This window comes from Aeromicrobium sp. Root472D3, from assembly GCF_001426485.1.
Taxonomy (GTDB): Bacteria; Actinomycetota; Actinomycetes; order Propionibacteriales; family Nocardioidaceae; genus Aeromicrobium.
On the sequence record NZ_LMET01000001.1, the window covers coordinates 1829021 to 1848516 of the forward strand.

Consider the following 19496-nt stretch of genomic DNA (forward strand, 5'->3'; position numbering starts at 1 on the left):
CATCTGGTGCCCCCCGGCACGGAAGGCAGGTCCTGGAATGAAGAAGATCGCGAGCGTGATGACCGCACTGGTCGTCACCGGAGGGCTGGCCGCGTGCGGCAGCTCCGATGGAGGCTCCTCGGACTCGGACACCGTCACCATCGGTTCGATCCACCCCACCTCGGGTCCTCTCGCCGGTGTCGGCGGGCTGATGGACGACGGCGCGAAGCTCGCCGTCGCCGACATCAACGCGGCGGGCGGCATCAAGGCGCTCGACGGCGCCCAGCTCGAGCTCGCCGGCGGTGACAGCCAGGGCAAGGCCGAGGTCGGACAGAGCGAGGCGCAGCGGCTCATCGGCGACGGCGCGGTCGCGCTGATCGGCACGTACCAGAGCGACGTCACCCAGAACGTCGCCGCGGTCGCCGAGCGCGGACGCGTGCCGTTCGTGATCGACGTCGCGGTCGACGACAAGATCCTCGAGCAGGGCTACAAGTACTCGTTCCGCGTGCAGCCCGATGCCACCAGCATGGGCACGTCCGGCGCCGACTCGCTGGTCAAGATCGGCCAGGACAAGGGCACCCCGATCAAGACGGTCGCCTACCTGCACATCGAGGGCGCCTTCGGCGACAGCGTCTTCGACGCGTTCAAGAAGGAGGCCGAGGCGCAGGGCATCACGACGGTCAAGGAGATCACGTACCCCGGCACCAACTTCTCCGACGCCACGACGCAGGTGCGCGAGGCCGCGTCGATCAACCCCGACGTCATCGTGGCCACCGGGTACTTCCCCGACGGCGTCCTGATCGCCAAGGCGGTCTCGGAGCTCGGTCCCGACATCCAGGGCCTGTACGGCATCGCCAACGGAGCCTTCGACGACGGCTCGTTCCCCGCCGCGTCGGGTGCCTCGGGCCAGAACGTGCTGAGCGCCAACTACCACTACGACGCCAACAACGAGCGCGTCACCGACATCCGCACGCGCTTCGAGGCCAAGTACGGCAAGCCCATGGAGACCGCGTCGATCCTGTCGTACCAGGCGGTCGAGGTCATCGCGGCCGGGCTCGAGAAGTCCGGCTCGGACGACCCCGAGAAGCTGCGTGAGGCCATCGCCGGCATCGAGATCGACGACCCGCTGCTGGCCTTCGACGGACCGATCACGTTCGACGAGCGCGGCCAGAACGAGAACGCGACGGTCATCGTCATGCAGGTGCAGGGCGACAACGTCGAGCAGGTCTTCCCGCAGGAGGTCGCGACGAAGGACCTCGTCTTCCCCGCGGCCCCGGCACGATGACCGAAGCGACCACCCGTGGTGACGGGCCGACCCGGGTCGTCCGGGTCGGCACGCACCCCACGACGGTCGTGGCGGTCACCGTCGTCGTCCTGCTCGCCGCGGTCTTCGCGGTGGGCGGGAAGGACAGCGGTCTCGTCACGCAGTCGATCGTCACGGGCCTGCTGCTGGGCGGCGTCTACGCGCTGGTCTCGATCGGCCTGACGCTGATCTTCGGCGTGCTCGGCGTCGTCAACTTCGCGCAGGGCTCGATGCTGACGATGTCGATGTACGTCGTCTACGCCCTCGTCGCCGGCCCCGGCATCCCGGTCTACGTCGCGACGCTGCTCGCGATCCCCGTGATGTTCCTGTTCGGCATGATGGTGCAGCACTTCCTGCTCAACCGTCTGACGTCGACCGGCAGCCACGAGGGCCCGCTGCTCGTGACGCTCGGCATCCAGCTGCTGATCGCCAATGTCCTGCTCATGATCTTCACGGGCCGGCCGAAGTCGGTCGGCACGCCGGTCGACGGGTCGTTCGAGGTGTTCGGCGCGATCGCGTCGTACTCGCGCATCATCGCGTTCGTCGGCGCCGTGCTGGTGGGCGTCGCACTGACGCTGGTGCTGCGACGCACGTCGCTGGGCCTGTCGATCCGCGCCGTCGCCGCCAACGCACAGGGCGCTGCGCTCGTCGGGGTCAACGTCCGGCGCGTCTACGCGCTGACGTTCGGCATCGGCGCGGCCAGCGTCGCCGTCGCCGGCGGCCTCATGACGCCGTTCACGAGCCTCACCCCGTCGGTCGGCGAGCAGTTCACGATCCTCGCCTTCGTCATCGTGGTGCTCGGAGGCCTCGGCAGCGTGCTCGGCGCGACGATCGGCGGCCTGGTCATCGGCCTGGTCCAGACGGTCGGAGCCCTGTACCTGCCCGGCACGGGATCGCTGATCCTGGTGTTCGCGGTGTTCGTCATGGTGCTGTTCCTGCGCCCCCAAGGTCTGTACGGAGCCAAGTGATGACCGACACCACAGCCCCGCGCCCCACCACGGCGCACGAGCTCCCCGCGGCGGACGACCCGCGGCTCAAGGACACCTGGATGCGGCGCCAGCTCGTCGTGCTGGTCGTCGGCGTCGCGGTGCTCTCGCTGCTGCCGCTGCTCCTCGGCGAGCAGGCCCAGAGCGTCGCGATCCGCACCCTGATCTTCGCGATCATGGCGGTCGGCTGGAACCTGATGAGCGGCTTCGGCGGCATGTTCAGCTTCGGCCACGCCGCGTTCTTCGGCATCGGCGCCTACACCGGTGCGTACCTGCTGGTCGACCACGGCATCTCGCCCTGGATCTCGATGGTCGTGGCGGCCGTGCTGTCGGCGGCCGTCGGCGTCGCGATCGCGTACATGTGCCTGCGCTACAAGCTCGCGGGCTCGTACTTCGCGCTGGCCACGTTCGCCTTCGCGCAGATGTTCCTGCTGATCGTGCAGAACCTCGACGTGCTCAACAAGACCGAGGGGTTCAACGTCGAGATCCTCCCGAGCGACTCGTGGTCGATGCTGCAGTTCCAGCAGGGCAGCCCGCTGTACTTCTGGATCCCGCTGGCCATCCTCGCCGTCGCGGTGCTGATCTCGATCCTCTACGTCCGCTCGCGGGCCGGGCAGTACGCCCAGGCCGTGCGCGACGACGAGGTCGCGGCGTCGTCGCTCGGCATCGACACCATGCGGGCACGTCTGATCGCCGTCGCCCTGAGCTGCGGCGTCACGGCGGTCGCCGGCGTCTACTACACGCAGTACTACTTCTTCGTCGGGCCCGAGCAGGCGTTCGGGTCGGCGGTGTCGGTCGAGGCCATCATCCCGGCGGTCATCGGCGGCATCGGCACGATCTGGGGCCCCGTCATCGGCGCGGCCGTCGTCGGCCCGCTGTCCGAGCTCGTCGCGACGGTGCTGCGCAACCCGCCCGGCTTCCTGTCGTTCCTGCAGGGCACGTCGGGCCTGGACGTCGCGGTCTACGCGACCCTGCTCATCATCATCGTCATCGTGATGCCCAAGGGCATCTTCGGAACCATCAGGGATCGGTGGCGCTCATGAGCCTGCTCGAGGTAGAGGGACTGACCAAGAAGTACACGGGCCTGACCGCCGTCGACACCGTCGACGTGACGGTGGACGACCGCGAGTTCCTGGGCATCATCGGACCCAACGGCGCCGGCAAGACGACACTGTTCTCGCTGCTGGCCGGCAGCCAGGAGCCCACGTCGGGGCGCATCGTGTTCGACGGCACCGACATCACGGGCTGGTCGGCCCAGAAGGTCGCGCGCACCGGTCTGGTGCGCACGTTCCAGCTCATGCGGCCGTTCGAGTCGATGTCGGTGCTCGAGAACGTGACGATCGCGTCGCTGGGCCGGCGGTCCCGCAAGGACGCCCGCCGGCACGCGCTCGGGGTGCTCGAGCGCGTGCAGCTCGAGCAGTACGCGACCGCGGCGTCGGGCAGCCTGCCGACGGCGGGGCTCAAGCGCCTCGAGCTCGCGCGGGCGCTCGCGATGGAGCCGCGCATGATCCTGCTCGACGAGGTGCTGGCCGGGCTCGTCCCCGCCGAGCGCGCCCCGATGATCGAGCTGCTGCGCGACCTGCACGGCGACGGCCTCACGGTGATGTTCGTCGAGCACATCATGGCGGCCGTCATGGCGCTGTCGGAGCGGCTCGTCGTGATGCACGACGGACGGGTCCTGACCCAGGGCGTCCCCGCCGAGGTCATCGCCGAACCGCAGGTCATCGAGGCCTACCTCGGAGAGGACTACTAGATGCTCGAGCTCAAGAACCTCAGTGCCGGCTACCGCCGCCTGGAGATCCTCCACGAGATCGACCTGCGGGTCGACGAGAAGGAGATCGTCTCGCTGATCGGTGCCAACGGCGCCGGCAAGACCACGACCCTGCGGGCCGTCGCCGGCATCATCAAGGCCACCGGGGGAGAGATCCTGCTGGGCGGGGAGCCGGTGCAGTCGCTGCGGCCCGACGAGATCGTGCGCGCCGGCATGCTGCACGTGGCGCAGGACCGGGCCCTCTTCGGCGACCTCGACGTCATCGAGAACCTCGAGATGGGGGCGTACTCGCAGCCGCGGTCGAGCATCAAGGCGTCGCTCGACGAGGTCTTCGACCTGTTCCCGATCCTCGCGACGCGTCGCTCGCAGCGCGCCAACACGATGTCGGGCGGTCAGCAGCAGATGCTCGCGATCGGTCGCGCGCTGATGGCGCGTCCGACGGTGCTGACGCTCGACGAGCCGTCGGTGGGCCTCGCGCCCAACCTGTCGGCCCAGGTGCTGGCGGCGATCCGTCAGATCCGCGACACCGGCGTGACGGTGCTGATCGTCGAGCAGAACGCGTCGCAGGCGCTGGCGATCTCCGACCGGGCGTACGTCATCGAGAGCGGCGCGATCGTGCTGGAGGGCTCGGGCGCCGAGCTCGCCGACGACCCGCGGGTCCGCGCCGCCTACCTGGGCACCTGATGCCCGAGTTCCTGGTGCACATCGAGATCGTCTGGCCCCCCGGGCGGGACGACGAGCAGGAGCGCGAGGAGATCTTCGCCGCCGAGCTCCTACAGGGCCAGCGGCTGGCAGGTGCGGGACACCTGCGCCGGCTGTGGCGCATCCCGGGCCGGTGGGCCAACTGGAGCCTGTACGACGTCCCGGACGCGACGGTGCTGCACGAGGCGCTGACGTCGCTGCCGCTGCACCCGTGGATGGACATCCAGGTGCACCCGCTGGCCGAGCACCCCAACGATCCGCGCGCGCTCGGCATCGACCCGCCCGCGCCGGCGAAGGAGACATCATGAGGATTCTGTCGTTCACGCCGATCGCGGTCGGTGAGCAGGAGCTGGCCCGCCGTCAGGCCCGTTACGACGAGCACAGTCCCGAGGGCGTCGAGGTCGTGCTGCGCGACATCGGCGCAGCATCGGGCGCCCCGGCGGCACTCGACACGTCCGAGGACGTCGCGACGTCCGAGCGCGCCGTGCTGGCGGCGTTCGCCGCGGCCGACCCGGAGGGCTTCGACGCGTTCCTGCCCGACTGCGTGCTCGACCCGGGCATCGACGACCAGGACGGCCTGACCCGTCCGCTGCTCGGCATCGGGCGGCTCACGGCGTCGTTCCTCGCGAGCCAGGGAACCCCGCTGTTCTCGGTGGCCCGCAACCCCGCGATCGCGGCCGAGCTCGACCGTCGCTTCGCGTCCTACGGGCTCACGGCACCCGACACGCGCGTGCTCGACCTGTCGTTCGACGCGATCGCCGACGACCGGGTCTGGAACGAGACGGTGGAGCGCAGCGTCGCCGACCTCGACGGCGGATTCGTCTTCAACGCGTGCTCGGCGGTCGACGTCGCCCCGAGCGCGGGCGGTGCGGTGCTCGTCGATCCCACGGCCACCGCGCTGCGGCTGATCGGTCTGCGAGCGTCCCTCGACGGGAGCGCCGCGTGAACGCCGACGGCGGACCCGACCTGGTCGTCGCGGGTGCGGGCGGTGGCCTGGCCGCGGCCCTGCGCGCCGCGTCGCTGGGCCTCGACGTCCTGGTGGTCGAGACCAACGAGCACTTCGCGGTGGGCAACAACACCGCGATGTCGACGGCCATGATCCCGGGGGCGGGGAGCCGATGGCAGCGTGACGCGGGCGTCGACGACTCGGCCGAGACGTTCGTCGGCGACATCATGGCCAAGACCCACGACGAGGCGGACTCCGCGCTGGCCACGACGCTGGCCGGCGTCAGCGCCGAGCTCGTGGAGTGGCTCGCCGACGAGGTCGGCATGCCCCTGTCGCTCGTCACCGACTTCGACTACCCGGGCCACAGCCGCACCCGGTGCCACACCGTGCCCGGACGGTCCGGTCGCTCGATGCTGTCGCACCTCGTGCGCGAGGCCCGCCGCCACCCGCGCATCGACTTCCTCGTCCCCGCGCACCTCGACGACGTGCTGGTGGGGGAGTCGGGCGTGCGTGCCGTCGTCGTCTCGACGCCCGGTGGCACCGAGGAGATCCCGACCGACGCGGTGCTGCTGGCGACCAACGGCTTCGCGGCGAACCGCGACCTGGTCGCGCAGCACGCCCCCGAGATCGCCGACGCGGTCTACCACGGCAGCGAGGCCTCGAGGGGCGACGCGCTCTCGATCGGCACGCGCCTCGGCGGTGCGACGGCCTACCTCGACGCGTATCAGGGGCACGCCGCCCTCGCGATGCCCGCCGCGACGCTGACCGGCTGGGCCACCGTGATGCACGGTGCCTTCCTGGTCGACCGTCACGGCCGGCGCTTCGGCGACGAGACGACCGGTTACTCCGAGTACGCCGCCGCGGTGCTGCAGCACGCGGACGGCCAGGCCTGGATCATCCTCGACGCCCGCATCGACGAGGCGTGCTCGGTGTTCCAGGACTACCTCGACACGCGTGCGTCCGGTGCGGTCAAGTGGGCCGACACGACGCGTGAGCTCGCCGAGCAGGTCGGCATCGACGCCGACGGCCTGGAGCAGACGCTCGCGCAGACGCAGCGCATGGCCCGCGGCGACGTGAAGGACGAGCTCGGACGCACGTCGTGGGAGCAGGAGCTCACGGGGCGTCTCGCGGCGGTCGCGGTGCGCCCCGCGCTGTTCCACACCCAGGGCGGGCTGCGCGTCGACGAGCACGCCCGCGTCGTCGACGAATCCGCCACGCCGATCGCCGGCCTGTACGCGGCCGGTGGCGCAGCGATGGGCATCTCCGGCCACGGGGCCGGCGGCTACCTCGCCGGCAACGGTCTGCTCCCGGCACTGGGCCTGTCGTACCTGGCGGCCAACCACGTGGCGGCCGGGCGCTGACCACGAGAGACCCGTACGACCCCGCACAGCACCGCGGCCGGCTCCCCGAGGGGAACCGGCCGCGGTGTCGTCGCAGGGTCGACGTCAGCGGATGCGGACCTTCACCGCCTTGGTCGTGCCGGGTGCCACGAGGCCGTTGCCCGAGAAGGTGGCGCGCAGCTGGTGCGTGCCCTTCTTGAGCTTCAGCGTGACGGTGCGCGACGAGCCGGCCTTGACGTAGATCGTCTTGACCGTGCGGCCCTTGTCGGTCACGACGACCGATCCGCCGGTCGGGACGCCGGGCACCGACAGGGACACCGTGACCCGCGCCTTCTTCGCGACCTTCCACTTCTTGGCCTTCAGCGTCAGCCTCGGGCTCGCCTTCGCCACGGAGATCGCGGCGGGGGCGCTGGTCGACGCCGTGAAGCGCGCCGACGACGGCGTGAACGTCGCGACGACCGACGTGGTGCCGGGCGTCAGGCCCGGGACCGTCAGCGTGGCCTTGCCGCCACTGGTGGCGCCGGAGGCGACGACCGTGCCGCCCGCCGTGAGCTCGACCGTGCCGTCGAGCGAGGCGCCCGACGCGTCGGACGCGGCGACCGTCACCGACGCGGACGCCGGGTAGGTGACCGGCGAGACCGACGTGATCGAGACGCCCGATCCGCCGGGTGCCACGACCGCGTCACCCGTCGGACCCGCCCAGAACAGACCGCGGGCGGCCTGGCTCATCCCGCCCTTGGGGTGGGTGCGGAAGAACACCGAGGTGCCGAACACCATCGACTTGGCACCCGTCGTCGGCTTGACGTACGACACGACCGAGGCCTTGCCGGCCGCCGTCGCGGGGCCGTTCGTCTCGGTGGTGCCACGCCAGTGCCCGGCCAGGAACGGCTTGGCCGCGTACGTCTGCTCGGTCCTGACGCCCTCGCCCAGCCCGGTGAAGGAGAACGCCGGGTAGATGAACGCACTGTCCTGCGCGTACGGCGCGAGCGCCGAACCGGCCGGCGTGTCGACGTCGACGATGCCGTTGCCCGAGCTGTTGCCGTTGACGACGGTCCCGCTCATGAGGCCGAACGACACCGCGGCGTTGAAGCCGGCGTTCGAGCGGCCCACGATCGAACCGCCGGCGTCGACGAACGCCTGGACGGCGGTGCGAGCCGCAGCCTGCGCCGACGTCGGGTTGAACGTCGAGCCGACCCACAGCACGTCGACGCCCTTGAGCAGCGTCGGGTCGGCCGCGAGCGACGCGGCCGTCAGCGGCACGAGGTCGTCGAAGCCGAGCTGCTGCAGCGAGAGCTTGTCGTCCTGCGTGCCGACGTAGCCGATCGTCAGATCGGCCAGTGCCTTGGTGCCGGCATCGTCGAGGGCGTCCAGATCGGCCTTCGTCGCGACGTCGAGGTCGATGTCGAACGTCGACGCGACCTCCTTCGCGGCGTCGTACGACTCGGGACCGACGACGGCCGATCCGTCGGCGAGCATCGAGACCTGCTCGTCGTCCTCGAGCAGGGCGTTGAGCGCCTGGTAGTCGGCGACGCCCGCGACGTCGAACGTCAGGTAGCCGGCCTTCGCCGGCGTCGAGACGTTCGACGCGGGCGCCGTGATCGGCGAGACGGTGCCGAACGGGGCGTCCGTCGTCAGGCCGACCTTGTCGACCGTGGCGCCCCACGTGTACGCGTAGCTCCAGGCCGAGATGTCGTACATCGACGGCACCTTGGCCGAGATGTCCTCGCCCAGGTCGAGCAGGGCGTTGGCCAGTCCGCGCAGGGGCTGGTGCATGTCGACGACGTACGAGCCCTTCGGGTAGGTCGTGCCGCCCACCGTCGTGTCGGCGGCCAGCGTGCCCACCTCGACGTCGTGGGTCAGCAGCTGCTGCACCAGGCGGCCGGCGTCGCTCGCCGAGCGCTGGCCGTCGCCCACGGGGATGACGTACGCCCGGGGCAGGGTGATCTTCTCCTGGTCGTCGGCGACGTCCCAGAGCGAGCGCCACTGGGTCGGGCCCGGGACGCTGCCGACCTTGCTGACCGTGAGGTTGTCCTTCGGCTCACCCGCGACGCCGCGGCGGAAGGTCTCGATCTGGTTCTTGATCATGTCCTTGGCGGTGCCGGCGGTGTTCATGTAGTCGACGATGCTCGTCATGGTCTGGTAGGCGACGGCGGAGTTGATGACGGCGTTGGCCGGCGACTGGCGTCCCGAGGGGGTGCCGTTGCGCGTCTTGGGCAGCTCGACCGTGGCGGCCGCGGCACCGAAGAACGACGCGTACTGCGCCGTGAAGATCGGCGGGAAGTCGTCCCAGCCGTCCGGGGTGTCGCGGTAGGGGATCTTGATGTGCGCCGTGTCGGCCGACGTGTTCTCCGAGACGATCGCGCCCGTCGTGATGTTGCGGTACGTGTTGCCCGGGATCGCGGCGTCGACGACGTCCTTCTCGACCTTGAGCGCGAGCGCGTAGTTGTGCGGCATCACGAGGTCGTACTCGTAGTTCGAGCCGTGCGGCGGGCCGGTGGGCTCCATCTGCAGCACGCTGGTGTAGCCGTGGAAGTCGGCCGCGTAGATCGGCTGGATCGCCTGGGCCTGGCGGATGAACGACTTCGTCTCGGGCGTCGTGTTGGTGATCATGTCGCGGTTGGGGTCGAGCCCCAGCGCCGTGGCACGCGTCGCGTTGGTGCGACCGTCCGGGTTGAGCGACGGCGAGAAGTACAGGCGGTTGTTCTCGAGGATGCTGCGCACCTCGCTGAGCGGGGCCGTCGCGAGGTAGTCGATGTACTTCATCGCCGCGTCGGTGCCCTCCCACTCGTTGCCGTGGATGTTGTTGCTGATCCAGACCGGCGTCTTGTAGTCGCGCAGCAGGGCGGCGTCCTGCGCGGCGGCGACCGGATCGGACTTCATCTCGTCCTTCCAGGCGGCCTGCTGCGCCGTCTCGGCCTCCGACTCGGGTGCCGTCACCGTGACGAGGTACAGGTCGCGTCCCTCGGTCGACTGGCCCACGACCTGCGCCGAGACCCGGTCGCTCTCCGCCATCAGGTCGAGCAGCTTCGGAGCGATCTCGGGGTGCCCGATCAGCTCGGCCGAGTGGGCCGCGTCGTCGGCGTTGTCGCGGTACACCTTGAGGTTCGGCTGGTACGGGTACGACGTCGGCATGCTGATCGGGTCGCCCGCGACGGCCGTCTCGGCAGCGCGCTTGACGACCTGCGCCTTGCTGAGCGGCTCGACCGTCGTGGCGGTCGAGGGACCGCGGCCGGGTGCGGGGGTCGGGGTGGACGTGGTGCCGGACGACGGCTCGACGGCTGACGCCGCGACGCTGGTGCTCGAGAGCACGCAGGTCGCGGCGAGCGCGAGACCGGTCACGCCGATGAGAGCGCGAGAGTTCCTCACGGATGGGCTCGTTCCTGTGGGGTGCGGACGGGTGCCGCCCGGCGAGGGGGCACCCACGGGTGAGGACAGCCTGCCCTGAAGGTCGCGTGGTTGGCTACGGTTAACAGAGCGTTAATGTGACGATTCGGAGAAGCCTGTCGTCCCGGGCGTCGACGCCGCGCGGGGATGAGACGGGGTCACGCGGTCGAAACATGGCGCGACGCCGCCGACGACCGGTGCACCGTTCACCGCTCGTTCACGTGGTGGGCCCATGCTGGTGCCGTGACGGCACCGCGGCTCGATGCAGCCACCTCCTCCCTCCTGCGCTCGTCGGCAGCTCCCGGGCCCCGCACCCTGGTCGACATCGTGCGGCAGACGGCCCTCGAGGCACCCGACGCACCCGCCCTCGACAACGGCTCGGGCGTGCTGACGTACGTCGAGTTCTGCGAGGCGGCCGACGCCTTCGCCGCCGAGCTGCACGAGCGGGGCGTCGGGCGCGGCGACACGGTCGGCGTCCGGGTCGCCTCGGGCACGATCGACCTCTACGTCGCGATCATGGGCATCCTCGTCGCCGGCGCGGCGTACGTCCCGGTCGACGTCGACGACCCCGACTCACGGGCCCGCACGGTCTTCGAGGAGGCCGACGTCGCCGCGGTCGTCGGCAACGAGCTCGTGATCTCGTCCAGGAAGCCCGCAGGCGCCGTGGCGGACGCCGAACCGCCCTCGACGACCGACGACGCCTGGGTCATCTTCACGTCCGGCTCGACCGGCACGCCGAAGGGCGTCGCGGTGACCCACCGCTCGGCCGCCGCCTTCGTCGACGCCGAGGCCGCGCTGTTCCTGCAGGACGCGCCGCTCGGACCGGGCGACCGGGTCATGGCGGGCCTGTCGGTCGCCTTCGACGCCTCGTGCGAGGAGATGTGGCTGGCGTGGCGGCACGGGGCGTGCCTGGTGCCGGCTCCTCGCTCGCTCGTCAAGAGCGGCGGAGACCTCGGGCCGTGGATGATCGCGAACGGCATCACGGTCGTCTCGACGGTCCCGACGCTGGTGTCGTTGTGGCCCGCCGGCGTGCTCGACGACGTCCGGCTCCTCATCGTCGGCGGCGAGGCGTGCCCGCCCGAGATCGGCGACCGCCTCGCCGGGCCCGACCGCGAGGTCTGGAACACGTACGGCCCCACCGAGGCGACCGTCGTCGCCTGCGCCGCGCAGCTCGCCCCCCGCGAGCCCGTGCGCATCGGGCTGCCGCTCGCGGGCTGGGACCTCGCGGTCGTCGACGCGCAGGGCGTGCACGTGGCGCCGGGCGAGACCGGCGAGCTGATCATCGGCGGCGTCGGGCTCGCGCGCTACCTCGACCCCGCCAAGGACGCCGAGAAGTACGCGCCGATGCCGACGCTGGGGTGGGAGCGGGCCTACCGCAGCGGCGACCTCGTGGTGTTCGATCCCGACGGCCTGGTGTTCGGGGGTCGCGCCGACGAGCAGATCAAGATCGGCGGCCGCCGCATCGAGCTCGGCGAGATCGACAACGCGCTCCTGGGGCTGCCGGGCGTCGTGGCGGCGGCCGCCGCGATCCGCACGACCGGTGCGGGCAACAAGATCCTCGTCGGCTACGTCTCGACCGACGAGACCTTCGACCAGCGCGCGTCGCTCGACATCCTGCGCCGGCAGATGCCCGAGGCCCTCGTGCCGCGCCTGGGTCGCCTCGAGTCGATGCCGACGCGCACCTCGGGCAAGATCGACCGCGACGCCCTGCCGTGGCCGCTGCCCGGCGTCGCCTCGTCCGCCTCGGCGGCCGAGCTCGCGGGCACCGCCGCGTGGCTCAAGGACATCTGGCTCGAGCTGCTCGGCGCGGTCGTCACGAGCCCCGCCGACGACTTCTTCGCCCTGGGCGGCGGCAGCCTCAGCGCGGCCCAGCTCGTCGGCCGCCTGCGCGAGCAGTTCCCCGAGGTCACGGTGGCCGACGTGTACGCGCACCCGTCGGTGGCCGAGCTGGCCGGCACGCTCGACGCGATGTCGACGGCGCAGGCGCCACGCAACGCGTCGGTCCACCCGGTGCGCCGCTCGACCCAGGTGGCGCAGGTGCTGCTGACGATCCCGCTGCGCACCATCACGGGCCTGCGCTGGCTCACGTGGACGGCCGCCGGCTCGCACGTCGTCGCCGACGTGCTGGGGTGGACGTGGCTGCCCCAGGTGTCGTGGGCGTGGATCGTCGTCGGGGCGCTGCTGCTCGTCACGCCGCCCGGGCGCATGACGCTCGCCGCGCTGGCGGCGCGCCTGCTGCTGCACGGTGTCGAGCCGGGGCCGCACCCGCGCGGCGGTGGCGTGCACCTGCGGCTGTGGCTGGCCGAGCACGTCGCCGACGAGCTGCGGGCCGGATCGCTGTCGGGGGCGTCGATGCTCGGCCTGTACGCGAGGGCCCTGGGTGCGCGTGTCGCCCGCGACGTCGACCTGCACTCGCTGCCGCCCGTCACCGGCCTGCTGACCGTCGCCACGGGTGCGTCGGTCGAGCCGGAGGTCGACCTGACGGGCCACTGGATCGACGGCGACACGCTGCACGTCGGCGCCGTCGACATCGGGGCCGATGCGCGGATCGGCGTGCGCAGCCTGCTCGGGCCCGGTGCCCGGATCGGGGCGGGCGCCGAGATCGGTGCGGGCTCGGCGGTGTTCGGCGACGTGCCCGACGGCGAGTACTGGTCGGGCGCGCCGGCCCGTCGCATCGGGCCGGCGAGGGGGCCGCAGACCACGACGCGCGCCCCGCGCCACCTGGGCTGGACCGTCGCCTACGGCGTCGCGGCGGTCGTCCTCGCGTGCCTCCCGGTCGTCGCGGTCGTGGTGGGAGGGCTCGCCGTCGTGCCGCTCGTCGAGCCGGCGGACGGCCTGGGCGACGCCGCCGTGCGCCTCGCGCTGGCCTCGCCCGTCGCAGCCGTGGTCGCGTTCGTGACGCTGTCGGTGCTCGTGGTCGTCGTGGTGCGCGTGCAGTCGATCGGCCTGACCAGCGGCACCCACGCCGTCCACAGCCGTCAGGCTTGGCAGGCGTGGTCGGTGTTCCGCCTCATGGACGACGCCCGCACCTGGCTGTTCCCGCTGTACTCGAGCACCCTCACCCCCACGTGGCTGCGTCTGCTGGGGGCGCGCATCGGCGACGGCGTCGAGGCCTCGACGGTCCTGATGCTGCCGGCGCTCACGTCCGTCAACGACGGCGCCTTCCTCGCCGACGACACGATGCTCGGCATGTACGAGCTGGGCGGCGGGTGGCTGCGTGTCGAGCAGGTCAAGATCGGTCGGCACGCCTTCGTCGGCAACTCCGGCATGACGGCGCCGGGTCGCAAGGTGCCCAAGGGCGGGCTCGTCGCGGTGCTGTCGGCGGCCCCCCAGCGCACCAAGGCCAAGAAGGGCACGTCGTGGCTCGGCAGCCCGCCGCAGAAGCTGCGTCGCACCGCCGGCGACGCCGACCTGTCGCGCACGCACGAGCCCGCCCGGCGCCTGCGGGTCGCGCGGGCCCTCATCGAGCTCGCTCGCGTCGTGCCGCTGGTGGGTGTCGCGCTCGCCGCCCTGGCCGCGGTCGTGGCGCAGGTCGTGGTGGCCGACCGGCTCGGGTGGTGGCAGGCCGCCGTGCTCGCGGGCGTCGTGATGATCGCGGTCGGCGCGGTCGCGGCCCTGGTCACGGCGCTGGCCAAGTGGGTGCTGGTCGGACGCGTCCGGGCGGGGGAGCACCCGCTGTGGAGCTCGTTTGTGTGGCGCAACGAGCTGGCCGACACCTTCGTCGAGCTGCTCGGCGCCCCGTGGATCGCCCGCAGCGCGTCCGGCACGCCCGTCCTCAACCTGTGGCTGCGCACGCTGGGCGCCCGGGTCGGCCGGGGCGTCTGGTGCGAGACGTACTGGCTGCCCGAGGCCGACCTGATCGTGCTGGGCGACGGCACGACCGTCAACAGGGGCTGCGTGGTGCAGACGCACCTGTTCCATGATCGGATACTCAGCATGGACACGGTGACGTTGGAGAAGGGCTCGACCCTCGGACCGCACGGGGTGATCCTCCCCGCGGCGGCCCTGGGCTCGCACGCCACGATCGGACCGATGTCGCTGGTCATGCGCGGCGAGTCGGTGCCCCGCAAGACGCGCTGGATCGGCAACCCCATCGGCCCCTGGGCCGAGGACGACGCCCAGTGAAGTCGCAGGCGGCCTCGGACCACACGATCGACCCGTACGTCCCGGGTCACGGCGACCACTCGTTCGACGTCGACCACTACTCCCTCGAGCTGACGTACACCGTCGACTCCAACAGCCTGGGCGGTCGGGCCGTCATCACCGCCACCGCGATCGACGACCTGGAGCGCTTCGAGCTCGACCTCTACCACCTGCGCGTCTCGAAGGTCACGGTCGACGGCGCGCCGGCCGCCAAGTACACGCACCACAAGAGCCGGCTGGTCGTGCGCCCCAAGACGGCGATCGCGGCCGGCAGCTCGTTCACGGTCGTCGTGGCGTACGCCGGCTCGCCGCGCCCCATGCCGGGGCTGGACGGCGACGCGGGCTGGGAGGAGCTCGCGGACGGCGTCATCGTGGCGTCCCAGCCGCACGGGGCCCCGTCGTGGTTCCCGTGCAACGACCGCCCGTCGAACAAGGCGACGTACGAGATCGAGCTGACGGCCCCGGTCGGCTACGTCGTCGTCGCCAACGGCGTGCTCGAGAGCCAGCGCCGCCGGGCGGGCTCGGTCGTGTGGCGGCATGTCGAGAGCAGCCCCATGGCGACGTACCTCGCGACGGTGCAGATCGGCCGCTACGAGTCGGTCGAGGACTCCGGCCCCGTGCCGATCCGCACGGTGTTCCCGGCCGGCACGCGGTCCGAGAGCGTCGCGGCGTTCGAGCGGCAGGGCGAGATGATGGCGCTGTTCGTGCGGTTGTTCGGCGCGTACCCCTTCGCGTCGTACACCGCGGTGATCACCGAGGACGAGCTCGAGATCCCCCTCGAGGCGCAGGGCCTGTCGGTGTTCGGCTCCAACTTCATGACCCGCGACTGGGAGCACCAGCGTCTCGTCGCGCACGAGCTGGCCCACCAGTGGTTCGGCAACAGCGTCACGCTCGCGCACTGGCGCGACATCTGGCTGCACGAGGGCTTCGCGTGCTACGCCGAGTGGCTGTGGTCGGAGGAGTCGGGCGGACCGTCGGCCGACGAGCAGGCCGAGGAGCACTGGGAGAAGCTCGACCAGCTCCCGCAGGACCTCGTCCTCGGCGACCCCGGGCCCGACCTGATGTTCGACGACCGTCTCTACAAGCGCGGCGCCCTGCTGCTGCACGCGCTGCGCCTGACGGTCGGCGACGACGACTTCTTCACGCTGCTGCGCACGTGGACGACCCGCTACGCGACGGGCTCGGTCGTGACCGAGGAGTTCGTGGCCGTCGCGGCCGAGCTGTGCGGCGCGGCGGTCGGTCCGCTGTTCGACGCCTGGCTGCGCGGCACCGTGCTGCCGGAGCTGCCTACCGCGTCGTGACGTCCAGGGGCCGTCCGGTCAGCACCGTCACTGCGGCCACGCAGCCGTCGGGGGCCGGCAGGTCGAGCGTCCGTCGGTCCACGTCGAGCGAGGCCGGGTCGATCGTCAGACCGTGACCCGTCGCCTTGACGAGCGACTCGGCCCGCACCCAGTCGACGAGGTCGTTGGGGGCGGCGGGCCCGGCCTCCTCGACGTCGACGCCTACGTCGCCGACGTCGGTGACGGCCACCACCGCCCGGCCGCGCGAGCGTGCCAGGCTGACGAACACGTGGGCCGCACCCGGCTCGCGCACGACCCGCGGCTGGCCGTGCCGGTCGCTGCCGCACGTGCGGCACGCGCGGACGACGCGGACGCCGTCGGTCGTCCCGGTCACGTCGCCCACGAGACGTTCGAGCAGCGTGTCGTCGAGCTCCGCCGCAGCCACCCACGTCACGTGCACGAGTCCGCGGGCGTCGTCAGGGGTCACCAGCACGGTGTATCACGGTGCGGCGGACGGCCGGGGGCCGTGCATGTCCGATACTCGCCAGTGACTGTCGGTGGGGACCGTCATGATGGAGGCATGCACACCGATCACGAGCGCTGCTTCAGGGCGGTCCAGGCCCGTGACGAGCGCTTCGACGGGGTGTTCTACACCGCGGTGTCGACGACCGGCATCTACTGCCGGCCGTCGTGTCCCGCCGTCACGCCCAAGCCCGGCAACGTCACGTTCCACGCCTCGGCCGCCGCGGCGCAGGAGGCCGGTTACCGCGCGTGCCGCCGGTGCCGTCCCGACACGACGCCCGGCTCGCCGGAGTGGGACGTGCGGGCCGACGCGGTCGGCCGCGCGATGCAGCTGATCGGCGACGGCGTCGTCGAGCGCGAGGGGGTCGACGGCCTGGCCGATCGTCTCGGCTACAGCAGCCGCCACGTCACGCGGCTGCTGACCGACGAGCTCGGTGCCGGCCCGCTCGCGATCGCACGCAGCAACCGCTCGCACGCGGCCCGGGTGCTGATCGAGACGACCGACATGCCGATGGCCGACGTCGCGTTCGCCGCGGGATTCTCGTCGATCCGCCAGTTCAACGAGTCGGTGCGGCAGACGTACGCGCTCACCCCGACGCAGATGCGGGGCCGCCGCCGGACCACGCCCACGGGCCGCATCACGGTGCGCCTGGCCGTGCGGCAGCCGTTCCACGCCGACGCGATGCTCGACTTCCTCGCGGCGCACGTGCTGCCGGGCGTCGAGGCGATCCACGACTCCACGTACGTCCGGGTGCTGAGGCTCCCTCACGGCCTCGGCGTCATGGCGCTGACCCTGCACACCGACCACGTCGCCTGCGAGCTCGAGCTGGCCGACCTGCGCGACACCGCGGTCGCGATCGGTCGCGCGCGCCGCATGCTCGACCTCGACGCCGACCCGGTCGCGATCGACGGCGTCCTCGGTGCCGATCCCCAGCTGCGCGACCTCGTGGCGTCCGCACCCGGTCTGCGCGTCCCGTCGCACGTCGACGGCTTCGAGGTGGCCGTGCGCACGATCGTCGGGCAGCAGGTCTCGGTCGCCGGCGCCAACACGGTCCTGGGTCGTCAGGTGCCGCTGCGCGGCACGCCCGTCGACTTCGAGCTCGCGAGGGCCGTCGGACTGACGCACGCGTTCCCGACGCCCGAGGCCCTCGCGGGCGCCGACCCCACCGACATGGGCATGCCGCACGCACGCGCCCGCACGATCGTGGGCCTCGCGCACGCCGTCGCCGGCGGCGAGCTCGAGCTCGCCCCGGGCGGTGACCGTGACGCTGTGCGCGCCCAGCTGCTCGCGATGCGCGGCATCGGCCCGTGGACCGCCGACTACGTCGTCATGCGCGCGCTGGCCCATCCCGACGTCCTCCTCACGACCGATCTCGTGCTCCGTCGCGAGCTCGACCGGCGAGGCATCGCCGATGCCGACACCGAGCGCTGGCGGCCGTGGCGCTCGTACGCCGGCATGCACCTGTGGCGGGCGACCGCCGCGTTCGAAGGGATCCGACCATGACGACCCGCTGGATCGACTCACCCATCGGCGGCCTGCGCATCCACACCTCCGCGGGCCTGGTCACCGCGATCGGCTTCGGGGCCGACGCGCCGCGGGGCGAGCAGGCGTCCGACCCGCTGCTCGACCGTGCCGAGCAGCAGCTCGGAGAGTACTTCGCGGGGGAGCGGACGCGGTTCGACCTGCCGCTGGCCAGCGACGGCACCGAGTTCCAGAAGAAGGTGTGGTCCGAGCTGCTGCGCATCCCGTACGGCGAGACCGCGAGCTACGGCGAGATCGCGCGACGTCTCGGCTACGAGCCGGGCATCTCGCGTGCCGTCGGCGCCGCCAACGGTGCCAACCCGCTCCCGATCGTCGTCCCGTGCCACCGCGTGATCGGTGCCGACGGATCGCTGACGGGCTACGCGGGCGGTGTCGATCGCAAGCGGACCCTGCTCGACCTGGAGCGTCCGGGCCTGTTCTGAGACGTCCGTCGAGCACGGTTCACGCAGATCCGCCATGATGCTGCCAGCAGCACACCGGACGGAGGACACGATGGCCGACAGGCAGGCGCTCGAGGCGCAGCTCGAACTCGCGACCACGACGGTCGAGGAGCTCAACGCCCAGGTCACGGCGCTGAGGGCGCGCGTCGAGATGCTCGAGGGCCAGGTCGACACCTGGAAGCGCCGCGCGGCCAAGCACAAGTCGCGGGTCGAGAAGGTCACCCGGCGGGCCGAGCGCGCGATCGCGGACGCGGCCGAGATGGCCAAGAAGCGGTCGGCGGCCAAGAGCGAGAAGAAGCTCCGTCAGGCCATCGCCGATCACGCCGGCGACGACCGACCACGGGCCGAGCCGCTGGCGCTGAAGGACGCCCCCGAGCTGCCCGAGGCGACGTGGACCGTGACCCGCCTGCGCGCCGCCGCCCGCGAGCAGGGGGTGCCCCGCTACTCACGGATGAGCCGCGACGAGCTGCTCGCCGTGCTGATCTGATCGATCTGTTCACCTTGGGGTGCGACGATCTGCCCCTGACATCTCACCGGAGGAGCCTCATGGCCGCCAAGAACAAGACCACGTCCGCCCCGAAGATCAAGCCGCCGAAGGCCCCCAAGGCCTCCAAGGCGCCCAAGGCTCCGAAGGAGGCCAAGGCCTCGAAGAAGTCGAGGGCCGCCCAGGACGACACCGAGCTCGTGGCCGCCCGCGCGACGATCAAGACGCTCAAGGCCACGGTCACGTCCCTCGAGAAGAGCGTCGCGAAGCTCGAGCGGAAGACGTCCGAGCTCAAGGCGGAGGCCAAGAAGCTGCGCGCGACCGCCTCGGCCTCGGTCAAGAAGGCCAAGAAGGCCAAGGACGACGGCTCGAAGAAGGTCAGGCAGACCGTCGAGTCCGTCGTGCGGCACGACGCCCCGGCGGCGGAGCCCGCCGCCGAGACCGCGCCGGTCGAGACCGCGCCGGTCGAGACCGCCGCCCCCGCCGACTCGGCCCTGCCGGCCGAGCCCGTCGAGCCGGCGGCCCCGGCCGCGTCCGAGCGCACCGTCGCGCAGCTGCGGGCCGCCGCGCGCCAGCAGGGCGTCCCGGGCTACTCGCGCATGCGCAAGGACCAGCTGATCGCCGCCCTGGCCTGACCCGCCCGGACGCCGTCCCGCGAGCGCGCCCCGGCGCG

16 protein-coding genes are annotated in these 19496 nt (G+C 71.9%); 14 read left to right on the forward strand and 2 right to left on the reverse strand.

What is annotated here, in order from left to right; genetic code table 11:
- The first annotated feature begins 58 nt into the window (after positions 1-58).
- From ASD10_RS08955 to ASD10_RS08990, 8 genes are read left to right on the forward strand one after another with little or no spacing between them, the layout of a single operon-like run.
- Entirely contained in the window at positions 59-1264 is a 1206-nt protein-coding gene (locus ASD10_RS08955; RefSeq protein WP_235501947.1) for an ABC transporter substrate-binding protein, read from the forward strand.
- Entirely contained in the window at positions 1261-2250 is a 990-nt protein-coding gene (locus tag ASD10_RS08960) for a branched-chain amino acid ABC transporter permease (RefSeq protein WP_056607460.1), read from the forward strand. The genes ASD10_RS08955 and ASD10_RS08960 overlap by 4 nt, the downstream gene beginning before the upstream one ends.
- Positions 2250-3311 carry a branched-chain amino acid ABC transporter permease gene (locus tag ASD10_RS08965; RefSeq protein WP_056607462.1) on the forward strand — a complete coding sequence of 354 codons (1062 nt, stop codon included), beginning with the start codon at positions 2250-2252 and terminating at the stop codon, positions 3309-3311. The genes ASD10_RS08960 and ASD10_RS08965 overlap by 1 nt, the downstream gene beginning before the upstream one ends.
- Positions 3308-4021, forward strand: coding sequence for an ABC transporter ATP-binding protein (locus ASD10_RS08970; protein ID WP_200938198.1), 714 nt, complete (start codon positions 3308-3310; stop codon positions 4019-4021). The genes ASD10_RS08965 and ASD10_RS08970 overlap by 4 nt, the downstream gene beginning before the upstream one ends.
- Positions 4022-4723: an ABC transporter ATP-binding protein gene (locus ASD10_RS08975; RefSeq protein ID WP_056607466.1), complete on the forward strand. Its 702-nt coding sequence runs from the start codon at positions 4022-4024 to the stop codon at positions 4721-4723.
- Positions 4723-5049, forward strand: a complete 327-nt coding sequence (locus ASD10_RS08980; RefSeq protein WP_056607468.1) for a muconolactone Delta-isomerase — start codon at positions 4723-4725, stop codon at positions 5047-5049. The genes ASD10_RS08975 and ASD10_RS08980 overlap by 1 nt, the downstream gene beginning before the upstream one ends.
- A complete protein-coding gene (locus ASD10_RS08985; RefSeq protein ID WP_056607470.1) occupies positions 5046-5687 on the forward strand; it encodes a hypothetical protein in 642 nt (213 codons plus the stop codon). Before ASD10_RS08980 ends, ASD10_RS08985 begins: the two co-directional genes overlap by 4 nt.
- Positions 5684-7048 carry an FAD-binding protein gene (locus ASD10_RS08990; RefSeq protein ID WP_056607472.1) on the forward strand — a complete coding sequence of 455 codons (1365 nt, stop codon included), beginning with the start codon at positions 5684-5686 and terminating at the stop codon, positions 7046-7048. The genes ASD10_RS08985 and ASD10_RS08990 overlap by 4 nt, the downstream gene beginning before the upstream one ends.
- Positions 7049-7132: 84 nt before the next feature.
- On the opposite strand, the gene ASD10_RS08995 is transcribed toward ASD10_RS08990, so the two are convergent.
- Positions 7133-10393: a M14 family metallopeptidase gene (locus ASD10_RS08995; protein ID WP_082556112.1), complete on the reverse strand. Its 3261-nt coding sequence runs from the start codon at positions 10391-10393 to the stop codon at positions 7133-7135.
- A 261-nt stretch (positions 10394-10654) separates the two neighbouring features.
- On the opposite strand from ASD10_RS08995, the gene ASD10_RS09000 reads away from it, so the two are divergent.
- On the forward strand, positions 10655-14536 hold the full coding sequence (locus ASD10_RS09000) for a Pls/PosA family non-ribosomal peptide synthetase (protein WP_056607476.1): 3882 nt from the start codon (positions 10655-10657) through the stop codon (positions 14534-14536).
- Positions 14533-15855, forward strand: a complete 1323-nt coding sequence (locus ASD10_RS09005; RefSeq protein ID WP_056607479.1) for a M1 family metallopeptidase — start codon at positions 14533-14535, stop codon at positions 15853-15855. Before ASD10_RS09000 ends, ASD10_RS09005 begins: the two co-directional genes overlap by 4 nt.
- Here the strand turns inward: ASD10_RS09005 and ASD10_RS09010 are convergent.
- Entirely contained in the window at positions 15842-16321 is a 480-nt protein-coding gene (locus ASD10_RS09010; protein ID WP_157432517.1) for a 4'-phosphopantetheinyl transferase superfamily protein, read from the reverse strand. The genes ASD10_RS09005 and ASD10_RS09010 overlap by 14 nt on opposite strands.
- 93 nt (positions 16322-16414) lie before the next feature.
- On the opposite strand from ASD10_RS09010, the gene ASD10_RS09015 reads away from it, so the two are divergent.
- The 4 genes from ASD10_RS09015 to ASD10_RS09030 all read left to right on the forward strand — a co-directional run bounded on the left by ASD10_RS09015 (position 16415) and on the right by ASD10_RS09030 (position 19458).
- Positions 16415-17860, forward strand: a complete 1446-nt coding sequence (locus tag ASD10_RS09015; RefSeq protein WP_056607483.1) for a DNA-3-methyladenine glycosylase 2 — start codon at positions 16415-16417, stop codon at positions 17858-17860.
- Positions 17857-18321, forward strand: coding sequence for a methylated-DNA--[protein]-cysteine S-methyltransferase (locus ASD10_RS09020; RefSeq protein WP_056607485.1), 465 nt, complete (start codon positions 17857-17859; stop codon positions 18319-18321). Before ASD10_RS09015 ends, ASD10_RS09020 begins: the two co-directional genes overlap by 4 nt.
- Before the next feature lie 70 nt (positions 18322-18391).
- Positions 18392-18826, forward strand: a complete 435-nt coding sequence (locus tag ASD10_RS09025) for a hypothetical protein (protein ID WP_056607487.1) — start codon at positions 18392-18394, stop codon at positions 18824-18826.
- A 59-nt stretch (positions 18827-18885) separates the two neighbouring features.
- Positions 18886-19458 (forward strand): Rho termination factor N-terminal domain-containing protein, encoded by a 573-nt coding sequence (locus ASD10_RS09030; protein WP_056607489.1) that lies wholly within the window; start codon positions 18886-18888, stop codon positions 19456-19458.
- The last annotated feature ends 38 nt before the right edge of the window (positions 19459-19496 follow it).

Excerpts from the sequence above, each read along its gene's own strand:
- ASD10_RS08955 (WP_235501947.1), top strand. The coding sequence starts at position 59 with ATGACCGCACTGGTCGTCACCGGAGGGCTGGCCGCGTGCGGCAGCTCC.
- ASD10_RS08960 (WP_056607460.1), top strand. The coding sequence starts at position 1,261 with ATGACCGAAGCGACCACCCGTGGTGACGGGCCGACCCGGGTCGTCCGG.
- ASD10_RS08965 (WP_056607462.1), top strand. The coding sequence starts at position 2,250 with ATGACCGACACCACAGCCCCGCGCCCCACCACGGCGCACGAGCTCCCC.
- ASD10_RS08970 (WP_200938198.1), top strand. The coding sequence starts at position 3,308 with ATGAGCCTGCTCGAGGTAGAGGGACTGACCAAGAAGTACACGGGCCTG.
- ASD10_RS08975 (WP_056607466.1), top strand. The coding sequence starts at position 4,022 with ATGCTCGAGCTCAAGAACCTCAGTGCCGGCTACCGCCGCCTGGAGATC.
- ASD10_RS08980 (WP_056607468.1), top strand. The coding sequence starts at position 4,723 with ATGCCCGAGTTCCTGGTGCACATCGAGATCGTCTGGCCCCCCGGGCGG.
- ASD10_RS08985 (WP_056607470.1), top strand. The coding sequence starts at position 5,046 with ATGAGGATTCTGTCGTTCACGCCGATCGCGGTCGGTGAGCAGGAGCTG.
- ASD10_RS09015 (WP_056607483.1), top strand. The coding sequence starts at position 16,415 with ATGCACACCGATCACGAGCGCTGCTTCAGGGCGGTCCAGGCCCGTGAC.
- ASD10_RS09020 (WP_056607485.1), top strand. The coding sequence starts at position 17,857 with ATGACGACCCGCTGGATCGACTCACCCATCGGCGGCCTGCGCATCCAC.
- ASD10_RS09025 (WP_056607487.1), top strand. The coding sequence starts at position 18,392 with ATGGCCGACAGGCAGGCGCTCGAGGCGCAGCTCGAACTCGCGACCACG.
- ASD10_RS09030 (WP_056607489.1), top strand. The coding sequence starts at position 18,886 with ATGGCCGCCAAGAACAAGACCACGTCCGCCCCGAAGATCAAGCCGCCG.